This is a genomic window from Streptomyces sp. CB02400 (assembly GCF_001905725.1).
In the GTDB taxonomy this organism is placed as follows: domain Bacteria; phylum Actinomycetota; class Actinomycetes; order Streptomycetales; family Streptomycetaceae; genus Streptomyces; species Streptomyces atrovirens.
Genome location: NZ_LIWB01000013.1, coordinates 123,368 through 140,096, shown reverse-complemented (window position 1 = coordinate 140,096; position 16,729 = coordinate 123,368). Strand labels below are relative to the sequence as shown.

7 protein-coding genes and 1 pseudogene are annotated in these 16,729 nt (G+C 69.9%); 3 read left to right on the top strand and 5 right to left on the bottom strand.

Annotated features, from left to right (window positions below; genetic code table 11):
- The first annotated feature begins 56 nt into the window (after positions 1-56).
- Positions 57-674: a TetR/AcrR family transcriptional regulator gene (locus tag AMK33_RS27715; protein ID WP_073935699.1), complete on the top strand. Its 618-nt coding sequence runs from the start codon at positions 57-59 to the stop codon at positions 672-674.
- 47 nt (positions 675-721) lie between these two features.
- Here AMK33_RS27715 and AMK33_RS27710 read toward each other — a convergent pair whose 3' ends face one another.
- Positions 722-1,588, bottom strand: a complete 867-nt coding sequence (locus AMK33_RS27710; protein ID WP_073935797.1) for a glycerophosphodiester phosphodiesterase — start codon at positions 1,586-1,588, stop codon at positions 722-724.
- A gap of 214 nt (positions 1,589-1,802) precedes the next feature.
- Between AMK33_RS27710 and AMK33_RS27705 the strand changes: the two genes are divergently transcribed.
- Complete coding sequence (locus tag AMK33_RS27705) at positions 1,803-2,543, top strand: bifunctional DNA primase/polymerase (protein ID WP_073935698.1); 741 nt, start codon at positions 1,803-1,805, stop codon at positions 2,541-2,543.
- A 13-nt stretch (positions 2,544-2,556) separates the two neighbouring features.
- On the opposite strand, the gene AMK33_RS27700 is transcribed toward AMK33_RS27705, so the two are convergent.
- From AMK33_RS27700 to AMK33_RS27690, 4 genes and pseudogenes are all read right to left on the bottom strand, one after another.
- Entirely contained in the window at positions 2,557-3,537 is a 981-nt protein-coding gene (locus AMK33_RS27700; protein WP_073935697.1) for a hypothetical protein, read from the bottom strand.
- Positions 3,512-3,641: pseudogene (locus AMK33_RS44110) on the bottom strand (iron transporter); the annotation flags it as partial. The pseudogene AMK33_RS44110 and the gene AMK33_RS27700, both read right to left, overlap by 26 nt.
- A 5-nt stretch (positions 3,642-3,646) precedes the next feature.
- Positions 3,647-3,817, bottom strand: coding sequence for a hypothetical protein (locus AMK33_RS42515; RefSeq protein ID WP_158075143.1), 171 nt, complete (start codon positions 3,815-3,817; stop codon positions 3,647-3,649).
- 136 nt (positions 3,818-3,953) lie between these two features.
- Entirely contained in the window at positions 3,954-8,822 is a 4,869-nt protein-coding gene (locus AMK33_RS27690) for an FG-GAP-like repeat-containing protein (RefSeq protein WP_073935695.1), read from the bottom strand.
- A 376-nt stretch (positions 8,823-9,198) separates the two neighbouring features.
- Between AMK33_RS27690 and AMK33_RS27685 the strand changes: the two genes are divergently transcribed.
- Positions 9,199-16,353 (top strand): RHS repeat-associated core domain-containing protein, encoded by a 7,155-nt coding sequence (locus tag AMK33_RS27685; RefSeq protein WP_143203866.1) that lies wholly within the window; start codon positions 9,199-9,201, stop codon positions 16,351-16,353.
- The last annotated feature ends 376 nt before the right edge of the window (positions 16,354-16,729 follow it).

The window sequence follows — 16,729 nt, the reverse complement described above, 5'->3', positions numbered from 1 at the left end:
GAACACCCCCACTGTCCGGCGAGACGCACCGTCTTGTCAACTGGTAAATTCGACCCATGTCCGCGAACCAGTCCGCCCCCGACGCCACCCGCCGCAGCGAGCGCTCCCGGCGGGCCATCTACGACGCCGCCCTCGCCCTGGTCGCCGAGATCGGCTACCCGAAGACCACCATCGAGGGCATCGCCTCCCGAGCAGGCGTCGGCAAGCAGACGATCTACCGATGGTGGTCGTCGAAGGCGGACGTACTCCTCGAAGCCTTCCTCGACATGGGCGAGCAGGCCGCGGAGGCCGCCGGCCAGGCCCCGTACACCTTCCCGGACACGGGTGACCTCGCCGCCGACCTCAAGCACGTCCTGCGCGCCACGGTCGACGAACTGCGCGACCCCGCCTTCGAGGCCCCCTCCCGCGCCCTGGCCGCCGAGGGCGTCGTCAACGAGGAACTCGGCCGCGAGTTCGTCGCCAGACTGCTGGAACCCCAGCTCCAGCTCTACGTCGACCGCCTGCGCTCCGCCCAGGACGCCGGGGACGTCCGCCCCGACGTCGACCCCCGCATCGCCCTGGAACTCTTCGTCTCCCCCCTCGCCCAGCGCTGGCTCCAGTACACGGCCCCGATCAGCTACGAGTACACCGACACCCTCGTCGACTACGCCCTCAACGGCATCGCCCCCCGCTGACCGGACCGGACCGGACTTGACCGAACCGAACCGGGCGGCCGGTGCCCTCACCGCCCCAGCGCCGCGCTCACCCTCCCCGGCACCCGCGCCGGATGCCGGGCCAGCCGCCCCGGCGCGTCCGTGATGATGCCGTTGCAGCCCAGGGCCAGGGCGCGGTCGCGCTGGCTCGGGGTGACGACCGTGTGGGCCCACACCCGGGGGATGCCGGAGCGCACCGCGCGCCGCAGATCGGCGTCCCGCGCCTTGACGTCGACGTCGAGCAGATCGACGTAGGAGCGCCACCGTTCGGGCCGGTCGGTGCGCATCTGGCGGGCCGAGCGCCACAGCTGGGTCAGCAGCCCCAGTCGGTGGACGCGGCGGGCGACCTCGGGGTCGTTGGTGTTCACGAACACCGAGCGGGTCAGACCGCGGGCACGGATCAGCGCGGCCAACCGCTCCACACCGCGCGGATCCTTCGCCTCCAGCATCAGCACGATCCGCCCGCCGAACCGGTCCAGCACCTCGGCGACCGTCGGCGGCCGCTCCGAGCGCCAGCTCCCCGGCAGCCGGTCGCGCGGACGCAGCCGTACGCCCCGCCACTCCCCGGCGTCGAGGCCGCGCACCTCGCCGCCCAGGAAGGTCGTGCGGTTCAGGGTCGCGTCGTGGAAGACCACCGGCGTGCCGTCCCGCAGCACCCGCGTGTCGAAGTCCAGCACCTGCGCCGTACCGCGCCGGAACGCCGCCATCAGCCCCGACATGCTGTTCTCCGGCACCTCGCGCGCCCCGCCCCGATGGGCGACGTACGGGATGCGCGGCAGCGAGTCCACCGTCAGCGGCCCGCCGCCCCACTCCAGCGGCCCCGGAGGGCCCGTGAGGGTCAGCGCGACCACGGAAGCCACGGCCGCCAGGCCCGTCGACGCGACACTTGTGACCATGACGACCACGGTAGGTCCGCAAATCACCGCAGGCCGCCCTATGGCACCCGAAAAGGTGCACGCGCCCGTGCCGCGCGTGCACCTTTCACCACCCCTCGTCCCGTCGGGGCCCCCTCGCCCCACCTGCGCCGATTGTGCGCTCCGACCCCCCGGCGCGCACGATCGTGGGACCATGGGGCATGCTGTTGGGCACGACGGCGAGGCGAGGGGATAGATGAGCGCGGAGTTCGGTGGCCGGAACGGACGGCAGGGCAGGCTCTCCCAGTGGCTGCGCGGACGCCGCCCGAAGCAGGCCCCCGCCGACGAGAGCGGCCGTGAGGCCCTGCTGTTCGCCGCCGCCGGAGCGGGACTGCCGCTCGCGCCCGCCGCCCACCCCGCCGCCGGATACGGCTGCTCCTGCGACCGCGTGGGCTGTCCCACCCCCGCCCGGCACCCGGTGTCGTTCGCCTGGCAGACGCAGTCCACCACCGACCGCGCCCAGATCGAGCGCTGGGCCCGCCACCAGCCGCAGGCCAACTTCATCACCGCCACCGGCATGGTGCACGACGTCCTCGACGTCCCCCTCGACGCCGGCCGCGAGGCGCTCACCCGCCTCCTCGACGCCGGCGTCGAGGTCGGCCCCGTCGCCGAGAGCACCGACGGCCGGATGCTGTTCTTCACCCTCACCCGCGGCACCCCCGAGGACGAGGACGAGTGGTGGCCGTGCGAGCTGGACTGCCACCCGGAGACCATGGACGAGCACCCCGGCCTGCGCTGGCACTGCCGCGGCTCCTACGTCCTCGTCCCGCCCGCCCGTCTCCCCGGCGACGACGGCGGGTCGGTGCACTGGGTACGCGGCCTCGAGCATCCGCTCCCGGACCCGCTGAGCCTGCTGGAGGTCCTCACCGACTCCTGCGCCCGCCACGCCGTCGAACAGCCCGACCACGCGGCCACGGCCTGGCCCCTGCGCCACTGACAGCGGGCCGCCGCTACTCGCCCTTCGCCGACGTCAGCCCCTGGATCCGCCCCAGCACCTCCACCGCGCCGTCGCCGGCCGGATCCAGCACCACCTCGTTGGAGACGAACTCCATCGTCAGCGACTGCCGTATCTCCCCGGTCGTCAGCGCCAGCACGTCCTTGTTCGGCGTCGGCACCGACGCCCCGGCCGCCGCGGTCTGCTTCTCGAAGTGGCGGGTGGTGAAGAACACCAGCGCCCCGCCGTCCTTCGTGCGCAGCGCCAGCGGCGCGTAGTCGCCGTTCGTCATCGGCTCGTCGATGTACTGCGTGGCCAGCCCCGGCCGCGACGACTTCTTCTCGCGCTGCGCCCGCCACTCGCTGGTGTGCGGCCCGTCGGCGAAGGAGTCCCCTTCGCCCTTCAGATACGTGACGTAGTCCTTGCTCAACTCGCCCGGCTCCACCGCCAGTTCCGCCGAGTTCGCGGGTACGGCCTCGGCCCACCCGTCCTTGTCGGTCTTGAACTCCGGTATGTCGTCCGGGGCGACCAGCGTCAGATACGCCGCTTCCCAGGTCCGGTCCAGCCCGTCCCGGGTGAACACCAGCAGCCAGCGCGACTCGCCGCCCTTGTTGCCGGCCGCGTCGGCGAGGAACCAGCGCGGCCAGCCTGCCTTCTTCGGGATGGTGAACTTCGCGTCCGTCAGCTCCAGCGGCGTGTGCGAGGCGTTGCCCTCCGGGCTGTTGGCCCGCCCGGCCTTCAGCCGCGCCTCGTCGATGTCGGCGAGGGCACCGGTGGTGTGGTCGGCGTCCAGGGAACTGTCGTACGCCTTGTCGGCCTCGTTGTACGCGGCCGTGAACTCCTCGAGTGCCTCGGCGGCTTCGGCGCGGGTGGTGGCCGGGAGCACCTCGCGCTCACCGTGCACCACCACACAGCCGCTCGCCGTCACCGACAAAGCGGTCACGAGCACGCACTTGTCAAGCCTGCGGAGCCTACGAGAGCCGAGATCCCTGCTCATCCGGTTCCCCTCACCTTCCCCTTCCCGGAGGCGAACCCTACCGGGGCGCGAAACGGCGCGAGCGCCGGGACCGGAACCAGCGGCCACACCGTGACCTGGAGGACGGCCGTCAGCGCCGGGCCGGGTCGGACGGCCGGCGGGGAAGCACCAGCACCGCACCCGTCCGCGGATGCGGGAACACCTCGACGGGCTGCTCGTACACCTCCGACAGCAGCCGCTGCGTGAAGACCTCCTCCGGCGGCCCGCCGGCCGCGACCCGGCCGGCGCGCAGGCGCCGCACGACGATCGAGTGGACGCGGGAAGGCGAAAGCGTCCCCCGGCGCGTCGGTGGGAGTGCCCGCTGCTTCTCGACGCACAGCCGCCGGGCGCCCGCAGTGGGTGCCCGGCGGCTGTTGTTCACCCTTCACGCAGAGGCGTCACCAGGTGCCCGGCTCCGCGTACCAGGAGCGCTGCGGGTTCTCGAACGTGCCGTCCTCCCGGGAGGGGAAGGTGAACGCCCGGGTGGCCCCGATCGCGTAGTTGTACATGACCAGGACGTCGGCCCGGCCGTCACCGTCGGCGTCGCCGGAGACCGGCATGCCCGAGTTGCTGGCGTACCAGGACTCCGGCTGGGACCTCCAGCCCGCCAGGGGCTCGCCGAAGCCGCCGTCCGACTGCGCCGTGAAGGTGTGCAGCGCGGTCACACCGCCGTCGTGCCGGTACATCACCGCGGCGTCGGTGCGCTTGTCGCCGTTGTAGTCGCCACTCGTCAGCTCGACGCGATCGCGCTCCCAGCTTCCCGGCTCCACGTTCCACGACTTGAACGGCTGGTCCAGGGTGCCGTCGGCCTTGGCGGTGAACGTCCACAGGGCGGCGGCGCCCGTGCTGTAGCCGTAGAACGCGATCAGGTCGGCCCGGCCGTCGCCGTTGGCGTCCCCCATCGTGTAGCGGGCGTTCTTGGCCCACCAGTTCCCGTCACCGGAGTTGAAGCCGCGCACGGGGTTGTCGAACCCGCCGTCGGCACGGCCGAGGAACTTGTGCAGGCCCATCTGGCCGTCGTCGTAGTCGTAGACGGCGGTCATGTCGACCCGGCCGTCGCCGTTCACGTCACCCGCCTGGACCGAGATCACCCGCTCCATGTACCAGCTCTTCGGCGGCATGACCGCGCTCTTGAGCGGTTTGAACCCGCCGTCCTTCTGCGTGACGAACGTCCACATGGCGACCGACCCGTCCGCGTAGCCGTAGAACGCGACGACGTCGGTGAGCTTGTCGCCGTTGACGTCGCCGGCCGTCCACTTGGCACGGGCGGCGTCGAAGCTCCCCCGGTTGCTCGTCCAGACCTCCTTCGGCGGACGCACACCGCCGTCGGATTCGGCGGTCAGGACGTGGATGCCGGTCGACGCGTTCCCGTAGTCGTAGACCGTGATCATGTCGGTGCGCCCGTCGCCGTTCACATCACCGGCGAGGTCCGTCCGCAGGTGCGCGGTGCGGTCGTCCGGCTTGTGCTCGGTGGTCGTGCCGCTCGTGCGGTTCCAGCGGACGTAGCCGTTCTCGAAGTCGGCCCGGACACCGCCGGTCACCTGGTACTCCCCGGAGACGGGGAAGCCCAGCCAGCTGTTCTCCGACTTGAGCTCGGTCCACTTGCGCATGATGGCGTTGTGGACGGGCCAGGCGCCGGTCGCCTTGCTCCAGTAGATCGCCGTGCTGTGCGTCTCCTCGTCCCGGAACCGGAACCGCTGGTACGCGCCCGCCTTGGGCGTGGTGGCCTTCTCGCCGTCGATCGGGTAGCCGACGCGCTGCGGGCCGCCCAGTGCGAGGTACCGGGTGTAGATGCCGCCCTGCACCTCGTGGGCGCCGGTGCCGGAGGAGTAGTAGATGGCGCTGCCCTTGCCGGACTTGCTGAACGTGCTGAAATAGCCGACGCCGTCGCTGGTGCGGCGCTCGCCCGCGGTCGGATAGCCGAGGACTCCGCCCTCGCGGCCCAGCTCGGTCCACTTCGTCCAGATCGCGCCGCGCACCTCCCACGCGCCGGTGTCCGGGCTCCAGTAGACGGACCGGTTGTTGACGGTGGTGCCGGGTGCCTGGAAGTGCGTGTACCGGCCGACCTTGTCGGGCGCGGTGACGACGTCGGTGCTCGGGTACCCGAAGCCCGCCGGGCCGCCCAGCGCCTTGTACTTGGCGAGGATCGGGCCGCACAGGGTGCGCTTGCCGGTGGCCTTCGACTCGAAGGTCTCACAGGTGCCCCACGGGGTACCGCCGGTCACCAGCGGGCGGGCCGGGCCGAAGGCGGAGCCGTCGGCGAGCGCCCGGCCGGGGAACTCGACCGCGCTGCCCACCCCGTCCCGGGACCACAGGTCCGGGAACCCGTCGCCCTCGAAGTCGCCGTTCGTGGTGAGGTGCGGGTGGGCGGATCCGGTGAAGCCGCTGCCGATGGACGTGGCACGCGCGGCCGGGTCGGCGTACACGCTCAGGTCGGCCGCGGTGACGTCGTCCTGCACCGGGTTCTTCCGGCTGGTGTACTGGTGGATCCGGCCGCTGCCGACGTCGCGCGCCCACAGTTCGGGCAGGCCGTCGGCGTTGAGGTCGCCGGGGGCGAGGAGCGTCATGTTCTGCCAGTCGGCGTTGCCGAGGGACACCGGCTCGACCTCGTCGATGAGCGGACTGCCCTGACTGCCCAGGTAGAGCCAGAGCTCGGCGCCGGCCTTGACGAGCAGGTCGGGCGCGTCGTCGGTGTCGACCCTGCCGTCGGCGTTGTCGTCGTTGACGCTGCCGATCGACAGCACCTGGTCGGCGTTCCTCCAGTGGTTGGCGTCCTCGACGGCGACCTCCAGCGGCCAGCGACCGGTGTCGGTGCCCCCGAGCTCGCCGTCGCCGCGGTTCGTGTAGACCCACAGCTCCTTGACCCCGGGGTCCTCCAGGCCCGGCCGCAGGGCGACGAGGTCCTCGTAGTAGTCCTCGTTCCAGCTGCCGCGGTGGGTGATCACCGCGTCGCCGAAGGACGCCTCGTCGGCCGTGCGGCCCACGCCGAATTTGCCGTTGCCCTGGCCCGGATGGATCCACAGGGCGCCGCTGCCGGGGTCGACGGTCCACATGTCGACGGTGGTGTCGCCGTTGAGGTCACCGGGCCTGTCCCGCTCCGGGGCGCGCGTCGGGTAGAAGAGGTACGTCTTCAGGTCGGACCGGTTGCCCGCGGCGTCGAGGCTGCGGACGTACAGGTACTGCGGGCCGGCGTTGAGCGGTGTGTAGGTCACCGGCTCCTTGGCGGGTCCTCCGGCCTTGGTGGCGTCGACGAACCTCTCCCGGGTGTCGGAGTCGGTCCACCAGACGTACCGGGTGACGTCGGTCACGCCTTCCGCGGTGAACTGGAACTTCCCCGCCGTGCGGGCCGGGTTGCCGTCCTTCTCCGCGGGGAACTCGGCCGAGGTCACGCCGGGAAGCTTCGCGGGCCGGGTCTTGTCGAAGGTGAAGCCGCACCGGCCGGCCCAGGGGCCGTTGGCGGTGCCGTCACTGGCTCTCACGTCCCACCAGTACGTGCCGGACGCGAGGTTCTCGGTGGGGATGCGCAGACTGGCGACCGAGCCGCGGCTCGCCTTGACCTTGGCGGTCACGGGCGAGGAGTCGCCGCTCGGCGCGTAGTGGAACTCGGCGACGAGGTTGTTGTCCTCGGCGTCGTTCACCTTGGCACGCAGAGTGATGTAGTCGGTCGTGCCGAACGTGCCGCCGGTGCAGGGCACGGACGGGTCGGTGGACCGGCCGCTCGGCTTGGACGGAACCGTGTTCAGGTACGTCGACACGCGCACCGAGTGCGGGTCGAACTTCCGCCAGGAGACATCGACTTCGGAGCTCTTCGCGGACATGACGAAGGCCCACGAACCCCACTTCTCCTTGGCCGCCTTGCTGATCGCGTCGGTCACGTCGAATTCGACGAGACCCGCCTTGTCGGCGGGGCAGTTGCGGCCGCCGAAGGATTCACCGGAGGAGTCCACCAGGGCGCCCCACTTGGGCTGTCTGTTCCAGGTGATGTTGGTGGGGAGGGACTTGCCGATCGTACGGACCTGAACGGCGCCCGACTTGCAGGACCAGGAGCCGGCATGGGTCTGCTTGATCCGGAGCGTCGAACGGATGATCTGTTTGCCCCAGGTGTTCGACGTGGACACCCGGAAATAGGTGTTCGCCCGGACTGTTCCGCCGCGCTGGGTGTCGTTGGCGACACCGACCCGCGCGAAATCGGAGATCGTGCCGCCGTTCCAGTAGACGGTGTCGTCGGAGTTGGCGTAGCCGGTGTGCTTGTACGCGATGGACCAGGCGTTCTTCCAGGCGTCCTTCGCCCACACGGGGTCGATGACGACGGGGAACACGGTGTCCGGGTCGTCCAGGAGCCGCTGGTCCGGGCGCAGGGTCAGCACGCGGTCCGTCAGTTCGACACCGATGCCCGCCTGCCGGGAGCCCTCGGTCGCGCCGGTCAGCGTCTCGGGGAGGGGGCGCGGTGCCGGATCGGCGTGCGCGGCCGCCGGCGCCGGGCTCGCCGCGCGGACCACGGACGCGGAGCGTGCCGCACCGGCCTTCGCGGGTTCCTTCGCCGCCGCCTTCGGCGTTCCCCCGGCAGGCGCCGCGGCCGGGTCCTCGGATCCGGCCGAGTCCCACATCCGCGGTTGCGGCGCGGAGAAGACGGCCGTTCCGGTCGGGTCCACGGCCTCCAGGCGGCCGTCCGCTCCGGCCTTCAGGTCGAGGCCCTTGCCCGAGTGGCCGAAGGTGACGGCGTCCAGCGCCGGGTTCTTCGCGGCCTCGGCGTTCTTCACCACGAGCGCGTGGGAGAAGGACTCCACGTCGGCGGTGACCGTGAGGTCGACGCCGGGCAGGACGTCGGGGTAGGTGGCCGTGCGGCCCTCGAGGACCGGTTCGGGCAGTTCGCCCGGCCAGGTGAGGGAGATTTCCCGTCCGTCCCTGACCATGGTGGCGAAGGCCCCGTCACCGCCACCGGAGAACGAGACGGACATTCCCGTGGCCGCGGGTGCGACCCGGCCGTTCTCCGTCTCGGAAAGGCGGGTGTCCACGGGGACGAGCTTTCCGCCCTGACGCACGCGGACCGGTATCAGCGCGCGTTCCACGGTGAACGTGCCGTCGGGGTTGGCGAACGTCTCGTCCGTTTCGGTGCGTGCGGACACGATCTCGACGCGCCGGTTTTCTTCCGCGGCCTTCTCGACGGCCGCGTCGGTCTCCTCGCGCAGTTTTTCGGTGAGCGTGGTTCCGGTACTCTCCGACGCCTTCTCCTCGGACGCTGCCGCGGTCGTCGGTGAAAGGGTCACCATTCCTGCTGAAAGAGCCATCAGCAACGCTGCTGATATCGCCTTCCCGAATGTTCCCCCCGGGCCGTTGACGGGCCCTCTCGGTCTGTTTCTCATACGGTTTTCTACCGCCCGTTTCCTTGCAGTACCTCGGTCGATGTGCACGGGCGGCGCGCAGACTTCCGGTACGAAGTATTCCGTTTCCCCCGGCCCCACGCTCCGTCGCTCAGCGTGACAAAGGCTGGTCGCGCGCCCCCCGCCGAGCTTTCTAGCAGGCCGGATGGCGTGCACGCGACCCAAGCCCGGAAGGGGAGTCGGGGGTGGGGCGAGGGATGAACCGAGTGGTAACTTTCGCACCGACTGTTTTTCACGGGGGATCAAAACTGGGGAATTCTCTATGTCAAAACGGAGTGGGCACAGCCATGCCCGCAGACGAATACGCACGGCGATGCGCTGGTCACTGCCGGCACTCGCCGTGTCGCTTCTGCTGACCGGCCTTCCGGCCATGACCCCGGACGCCCGCGCGGCCGGCGGCACCCTGCCCGCACTGCAGAAGCTCGTGAACGTGCCGGGTGAACCGGCCGAAAAGGGTTCCGGATCCAGCCCGGTACCGAAGCGGACCTGGACCGGGTCCCCCTCGGTGACCTGGCCGGAGGCGGACTCCGCCGAGGTCCGGCTGGTGGCGGGGAGCGGGGCCGCGGCCCCGCGTGTCCGCGCCGGCTCGCTGCCGGTCCGCCTGGCCGCCGCCACCGGGGACCGCGCGGAGGCCGAACGGCCCGTCACCGCCCGGGTCGAGGTCGCCGACCGTGCGGCCACCGACAAGGCCGGCGTCGACGGCGTCCTGCTGGAGGTCGGCCGTACCGACCGGACACCGGCGGCCGCGCCGGTGCGCGTCGAGCTCGACTACAAGGGGTTCCGCAACGCCTATGGCGGCGGCTGGGGTTCCCGGCTGACGTTCGTCGCGCTGCCCGCGTGCGCGCTGACGACACCCGACAAGGCCGAGTGCCGTACGCGCACACCGGTCGCCACGGCCAACGACCCGGCGAAGGGCACCCTGACGGCCACCGTCGAGGCACCCCCGGCCACGACGACCGCATCCACGGGCGCATCGGTCAGGACGGCGTCGGCCGTGTCCGCGCGGACCGTGGCGAAGGCACCGAGCGCCGCCGCCGGGTCCATGGTGCTGGCCGCGACAGCGGCGCCCAACGGTCCGTCCGGTGACTACCGCGCCACCTCCCTCAGCCCTTCCGGCTCCTGGCAGGCGGGCGGCTCCTCGGGCGACTTCACCTGGTCGTACCCGATGGAGATCCCGTCCTCGCTGGGCGGCCCCGGCCCGACCCTCGGGCTGAACTACTCCTCCGCGAGCGTCGACGGCCGCTCCTCCGCGTCCTCGCAGCAGAGCAGCTGGGTCGGTGACGGCTGGGACACCGGCGCCAACTTCATCGAGCGCCAGTTCGTGCCGTGCTCCAACGACCGCAAGGAGGGCTCGGGGTACAACAACCCCAAGCACCCCACCGGCGACCTGTGCCAGGGCCCGCCGGTCGTCACCCTGTCGCTGAACGGCAGCTCCACGCAGCTCGTCCTCGACGACAAGACGAAGAAGTGGGTCCCCGCCGGGGACGACGGCTCACGCGTCGAACTCCTCAAGGGCGTCGCCAACGGCGACAACGAGAAGGAGTACTGGCGCGTCACCGACGAGGAGGGCGTGCAGTACTACTTCGGCATGGACCGGCTGCCCGGCTGGGCCTCCGGCAAGGCGGAGACCAACTCCGCCTGGTCCGTGCCGGTGTACGGCAACCACCCGAACGAGCCCTGCCACAAGGCCGCGTACGCCGACTCCGTCTGCGACCAGGTGTACCGCTGGAACCTCGACTACGTCGTGGACCTGCGGGGCAACGCCATGACGTACTGGTACGGCAAGGAGCGCAACCACTACGGCTCCGACGTCACCCGCGAGGGCAAGTCCACCAACCGCGGCTACGACCGCGGCGGCTGGCTCAAGCGCATCTCCTACGGCCTGCGCAGCGACGACCCGTTCGCCGCCGCCCCGGCCCAGGTGGTCTTCGAGGTCGCCGAACGTTGCGTCAAGACGGCCTCGTTCGACTGCGCCGAGGGCAAGCTCACCTCCGAGGCCAAGTGGGAGGTCACCCGCAACTGGCCCGACGTGCCCGCCGACCAGTTGTGCGCCGAGGGCAAGGAGTGCAAGGACCGCTACGCGCCCACGTTCTTCACCCGCAAGCGCCTGACCTCCATCACCACCGAGATCCTCCGGGACGGCAAGCACCAGCCGGTCGACACCTGGGCCCTCACCCAGGACTTCAAGTCCACCGGTGACGGCGGCGTCGCGGGCGACTACCCGCTGTGGCTCAACGCCATCCGGCACACCGGCAGGAACGGCACGCCGGTCTCCCTGCCCCCGGTGACCTTCCAGGGCAAGCAGCTCCCCAACCGGGTCGACAACGACAGCGACGGCAACCCGCCGTTCCTGCGCTGGCGCGTGGAGACCATCCAGACCGAGACGGGCGCACGCATCGCGGTCGAGTACGCCGCGCCGGAATGCTCCACCGAGACCAGCCCCAAGAAGCTCCCGGCCGCGCCGCACACCAACACCATGCGGTGCTACCCGGTCGTCAACGAGGTCCCCGACCCCACCGACGAGACCGGTCTGAAGAAGAAGTACTTCACCGACTGGTTCCACAAGCACCGCGTCGACGAGGTCCGCGAGGAGGACAAGAACGGCACCTCGCCGACGAAGGTCACCACCTTCCAGTACGCCGGTGACCCCGCCTGGGCCTACGACGACGACAGCGAGCTGCTCAGCGAGAAGGCCCGCACCTGGTCGCAGTGGCGCGGCTACGGGAAGGTGCGCACGCTCGTCGGCACCGCACCGGACGAACGCTCCCAGGTGGAGACGGTCTACTTCCGCGGCATGGACGGCGACAGGCTGCCCACCGGCAAGCGCGAGGTGACGGTCAAGGACAGCGAGGGCGGGACGGTCGACGACCACAAGCTGTTCGCCGGCCAGATCCGTGAGTCGCTCTACTACGACGGCGAGGGCGGACCCCTCCAGTCCGCCACCCTCTACACCCCCTGGGTACGCGGCCCCACCGCCACCCGCGAGCGCACCGAGGGCGCCGAGCCGCTGCAGGCCTGGATGGCCGGCACCAGCAGGATCGCCTCCCGCACCGTCCTGTCGGACGACCGCGGCCAGCGCCGCACGGCCGTCGAGCACGCCTACGACAGCCGCGGCCGCCTGGAACACACCACCGACCGCGGCGACCTGTCCCGCGGCGACGACGACACCTGCACCCGCTACGAGTACGTCAACGACGCCGGCAAGCACGTGTACACGCCGCAGAAGCGCGTGGAGACGCTCACCAAGTCCTGCGACGCCAAGGACGTCGCCCGGCCGGCCGACGTCGGCAGCGACAAGGTCATGTCGTACGACGCGGTCTACAACGTCACCAAGGTCGAGTCCCTGGCCGACTACAAGGACGGCAAGCCGGTCTACCGGCTGGACGGCTCGTCGGCCTTCGACAAGTACGGCCGCATCACGTCCACGACGGACGTCGACGGCAACACCACCCGCACGGCCTACGTTCCCGCGTCGGGCTCGTTGCCGGTCAAGACGGTCGTCACCAACCCCAAGGGCCACACCGACACCACCGAGCTGGACCCCGCACGCGGCCTGGCGCTCGCCAAGGAGGACACCAACAAGCGCCGTCAGGTGCTGGAGTACGACGCGCTCGGCCGCCTGGTGAAGACCTGGTCACCCGACCGCGACCCGGCCACTCAGACCCCGGACGCCGAGTTCGGCTACACCGTCACCCCGGACGCGCCCGTCGTCATCACGACCAAGAAGCTCCTCGATCGCGGCGACTACCGGGTCACGTACGACATCTACGACGGCGCACTGCGCCTGCGCCAGACCCAGCAGCCGGCGCTCGACGGCGGCCGGGTCATCACCGACACCTTCTACGACAGCCGCGGCCTGGTCTGGAAGGAGAACGGCGCCCACTTCAACGACAAGGCCCCCTCGTCCGAACTGTGGAACTCGGACGACAACAAGGTCCCGGCCTCCACCCGCACCGAGTACGACGGCCAGGGCCGCCCGGTCGCCACCATCGCCCGCAAGTTCGGCGAGGAGACCTGGCGCACCACCACCACGTACGGCGGCGACTGGGTCGCGGTGGATCCGCCCGAGGGCGAGATCCCCACGATGTCCCTCGTCGACGCACAGGGCCGCAAGACGGAGCTGCGCCAGTTCAAGGGCGAGGGCCCGTCGGGCGCGTACGACAGGACGACGTACGCGTACGAGCGTCGCGGCATGCTGGAGTCCGTCACGGACCAGGCAGGCAATGAATGGTCGTACAAGTACGACCTGCGTGGCCGCGTGTACGAGACGAAGGACCCCGACAAGGGGATCACGAGGACCACGTACGACGACGCCGACCGCATCCTGACCACCACGGACGGCCGTGACCCCGCGAAGACGATCGCGTACGCGTACGACACGCTGAACCGGCCCCTCGCGACGTACGAGGGCTCCCTCAAGGGCCGCAAGCTCACCGAGCGGACCTACGACACCCTTCCGGGCGCCCTCGGCATGCCGGTCTCCACGATCCGCTACGTCGACGGCAACGCCTACAAGCAGGAGGTCACGGGCTACGACGAGGAGTACCGCCCTCTCGGCTCCAAGATCACCATTCCGGAGTCCGAGGGCAAGCTCGCCGGCGAGTACGTGTACAGCAGCACGTACACCAAGACGACCGGCATGCCCCAGACGATGACGCAGCCCGCGGTCGCCGGCCTCGCCAAGGAACGGACGTCGCTCGGCTACAACGGCCTCGACATGGTCACCACGATGGCCGTCGCGGGCAAGACGTTCGTGGCGGGCACGGAGTACACACCGCTCGGTGACGTGGTCCGCACCCGGGTCGGCCCGGCGGGCAAGCAGCTCGTCACGAGCCGCGAGTTCGACGAGCAGACCCGCCGCCCGCTCCGTACGGTCTTCGACCAGGAGGTCGGCACGACGGGCACGGCCCGGATCAGCGACGTCCGCACGGCGTACGACGACTCCGGCAACATCCTGAAGATCACGGACGCCCAGGGCCCGAACCCGACGGCGGCCACGACGGACACGCAGTGCTTCGCGTACGACTACCTGCGCCGGATGACGGAGTCCTGGACGTCGGCGAAGGCCGACGAGTGCGCCAACCCGGCGGCGGGCCCCTCGGCCGAGCCGCGGGTCGGGGGACCGAACCCGTACTGGACGTCGTACACGTTCGACGCGGCCGGCAACCGGAAGACGGAGGTCAAGCACGACGTCACCGGTGACACCACCAAGGACGTCACGCGCGAGTACGAGTACGCCGAAGGCGGCTCCACCACCAGCAAGCTCCTGAAGGTCCACACCAAGGGACCCGAGGGCGAGCGCCAGGACTCCTTCGGCTACGACAAGGTCGGCAACACCACCCGCCGCACCGTGATGGGCACCACCCAGAACCTGGAGTGGGACGTCGAGGGCCGCCTGGAGAGGGTGACCGAGGGCACCGGCGACGAGGCCGAGTCCACCTCGTACGTGTACGACGCGGGCGGCAACCGTCTCATCCGGCGCGACCCGAACGGCACGACCCTGTACCTGCCGGGTACGGAGGTCCAGCTGGACAAGGCCGGGAACGTCGTCAAGGGCACGCGCCACTACCAGCACCCCGCCGGCCCGGCGATGGTGCGCACCGCCGAGAAGGGCAAGATCACCACCTCCTACCTCCTCTCCGACCACAACGGCACGGCGACCGTGGCCGTGGACGCCACGGCGGGCGCGGTGACACGTCGCGCGTTCACCCCGTTCGGCGAGGTGCGCGGCCAGAAGCCGTCGATGTGGCCGGGCGAGAAGGGCTTCGTCGGCGGCACGATGGACGAGTCCACCGGACTCACCCACCTCGGCGCACGGGAGTACGACCCGGCGATCGGACGGTTCATCTCGGTCGACCCGATGATGGACGTGGCCGAGTCGCAGACGATGAACCCGTACGCGTACGCCAACAACAGCCCGGTCACCTTCAGCGACCCGTCCGGCCAGTTCTGGGGCTTCTTCAAGGCCATCCAGACGGCCATCAAGCTGTACAAGAAGGCCTACGCCGCACTCACCGGCGGCACGCCCCCGGCCCCCTCCAAGCCGGCGCCCAGCGTCAGCAAGAAGGACGTGGAGCGGGCCAGGTGGCTGAAGAAGCAGTCCAAGATGGACATGGTCATGCACGTGGCCAAGGAGGCGGTGAAGGAGGCCAGCGGCTACAACGACATCGTCGACTGCCTCAACGGCGCCCTGGGCACCTGCGCCATGATCGCCCTCGAGGCCGCGGTCCCGTTCGCGGGCAAGGCCAAGCGCCTCCTCAAGGCCCTCGACAAGGCCTGGAGCGCCTACCGCAAATGGGAGGACGAGGTCCGCTGGGCCACCGGCATCATCAGGCGGGCCGACGAGGACGCCAAGGCCATGGCCAAGTACACGGAGGACATGGCCGAATGGAAGAAACAGGCTGACGCCGCCAAGGCCGCGAAGAAGGCGAAAGCCGAGGAAGCCGAAGCGACAGCCGCCAAGAAGGCCGACAGCAACGGCGACGGCGGCGGGGGCGACGGCACCCAGTCCGCCGGCGAGTCCTGCCGGGTGAACAGTTTCACGCCCGAGACCCCGGTCCTGATGGCCGACGGGCGGAAGAAGCCCATCAAGGACGTCAAGCCCGGCGACAAGGTGGTGGCCACCGACCCGGAGACCGGCAGGACGGCGGTCAAGGAGGTCACGGCCCTCATCATCGGCAAGGGTGCGAAGAACCTCGTCGAGATCACCATCGACACCGACGGTGAGAAGGGCGAGAAGACCGCCAGGACCACGGCCACCGACGGCCACCCGTTCTGGGTGCCGGAACTGCGCGAGTGGGTCAGCGCCACGGACCTCCGGTCCGGCGACTGGCTGAAGACGAGCGCGGGCACCCGCGTCCAGATCAGTGCCGTCAAGCGCTGGACCCAGCAGGCCACGGTCTACAACCTGACGGTCGCGGACATCCACACGTACTATGTGCTGGCGGGCGCTGCGCCGGTCCTGGCTCACAACTGTGGAGACAGTGTTGTGCTGGGAGTCGGTGAGCATTCGGACGCTCTCGCTGCATCACGCCGGGCCGCAGGAGACAGCGGAGCTCACACTTTCAATGACAGCAACTACGGAGACGTCGCCGAGAATGGTCTCCCTGCCTGGATGAACGGTGTTCAGCAAGCCGTTGGCAACTCAAACACCAGGCTGACCGTGACGCTCGACGGTCTCCCCGGAGCCACCCCCGCCGAAGCGTTCGCGAATGCTTATATTCGCGGAGTGCAAGGTGGGCTGAAGATGGCGACAAAGTCGGGATACGGAACAGCGTGGGAGATGAGTGTGATCGGCAGGAACGTCGTGATGGGGAATCGGAATTGGGATTCAATCAACTGGTACTGGAACGGACTTCCGGTAACGATGCACATGCCTGACTTCATGGCATTGCGTGCAGGGGCGGGTATCAAGTGAAGGTGCTGTTCGAGTCGGACAGAACGTTCATGGTGTGGAGCTTTAGTGCGTCACATCGACAGCTGATCCTGCGCAGTAATCCCGATCGTATTGCCCGGACCGTCACAAGGGTAGAGGTCTACTTTGGGCATGTTGAATTCATGTCCATCCGATCCGCATACTCAAGTCTTGTCGTTTCGGAAGCCGGGCATGATGAAATCGCGCAAATATCTTCAAGGGTTCCGAATGATTTGAGGCCTAGTGGCGCTTATCTCCTGGAAGGGAATCTTCGGAGCTTCGTGATGTCCGCCAAGCCTGTCTGGCGTGAAGCCGAGTGCGACTTTGACGCGCCATCACTTTTCGAATTCCTGGGGTAGGTGAGTGGGCAGGACCCCGT

Excerpts from the sequence above, each read along its gene's own strand:
- AMK33_RS27710 (WP_073935797.1), bottom strand. The coding sequence starts at position 1,588 with ATGGTCACAAGTGTCGCGTCGACGGGCCTGGCGGCCGTGGCTTCCGTG.
- AMK33_RS27700 (WP_073935697.1), bottom strand. The coding sequence starts at position 3,537 with ATGAGCAGGGATCTCGGCTCTCGTAGGCTCCGCAGGCTTGACAAGTGC.
- AMK33_RS27715 (WP_073935699.1), top strand. The coding sequence starts at position 57 with ATGTCCGCGAACCAGTCCGCCCCCGACGCCACCCGCCGCAGCGAGCGC.
- AMK33_RS27685 (WP_143203866.1), top strand. The coding sequence starts at position 9,199 with ATGTCAAAACGGAGTGGGCACAGCCATGCCCGCAGACGAATACGCACG.
- AMK33_RS27705 (WP_073935698.1), top strand. The coding sequence starts at position 1,803 with ATGAGCGCGGAGTTCGGTGGCCGGAACGGACGGCAGGGCAGGCTCTCC.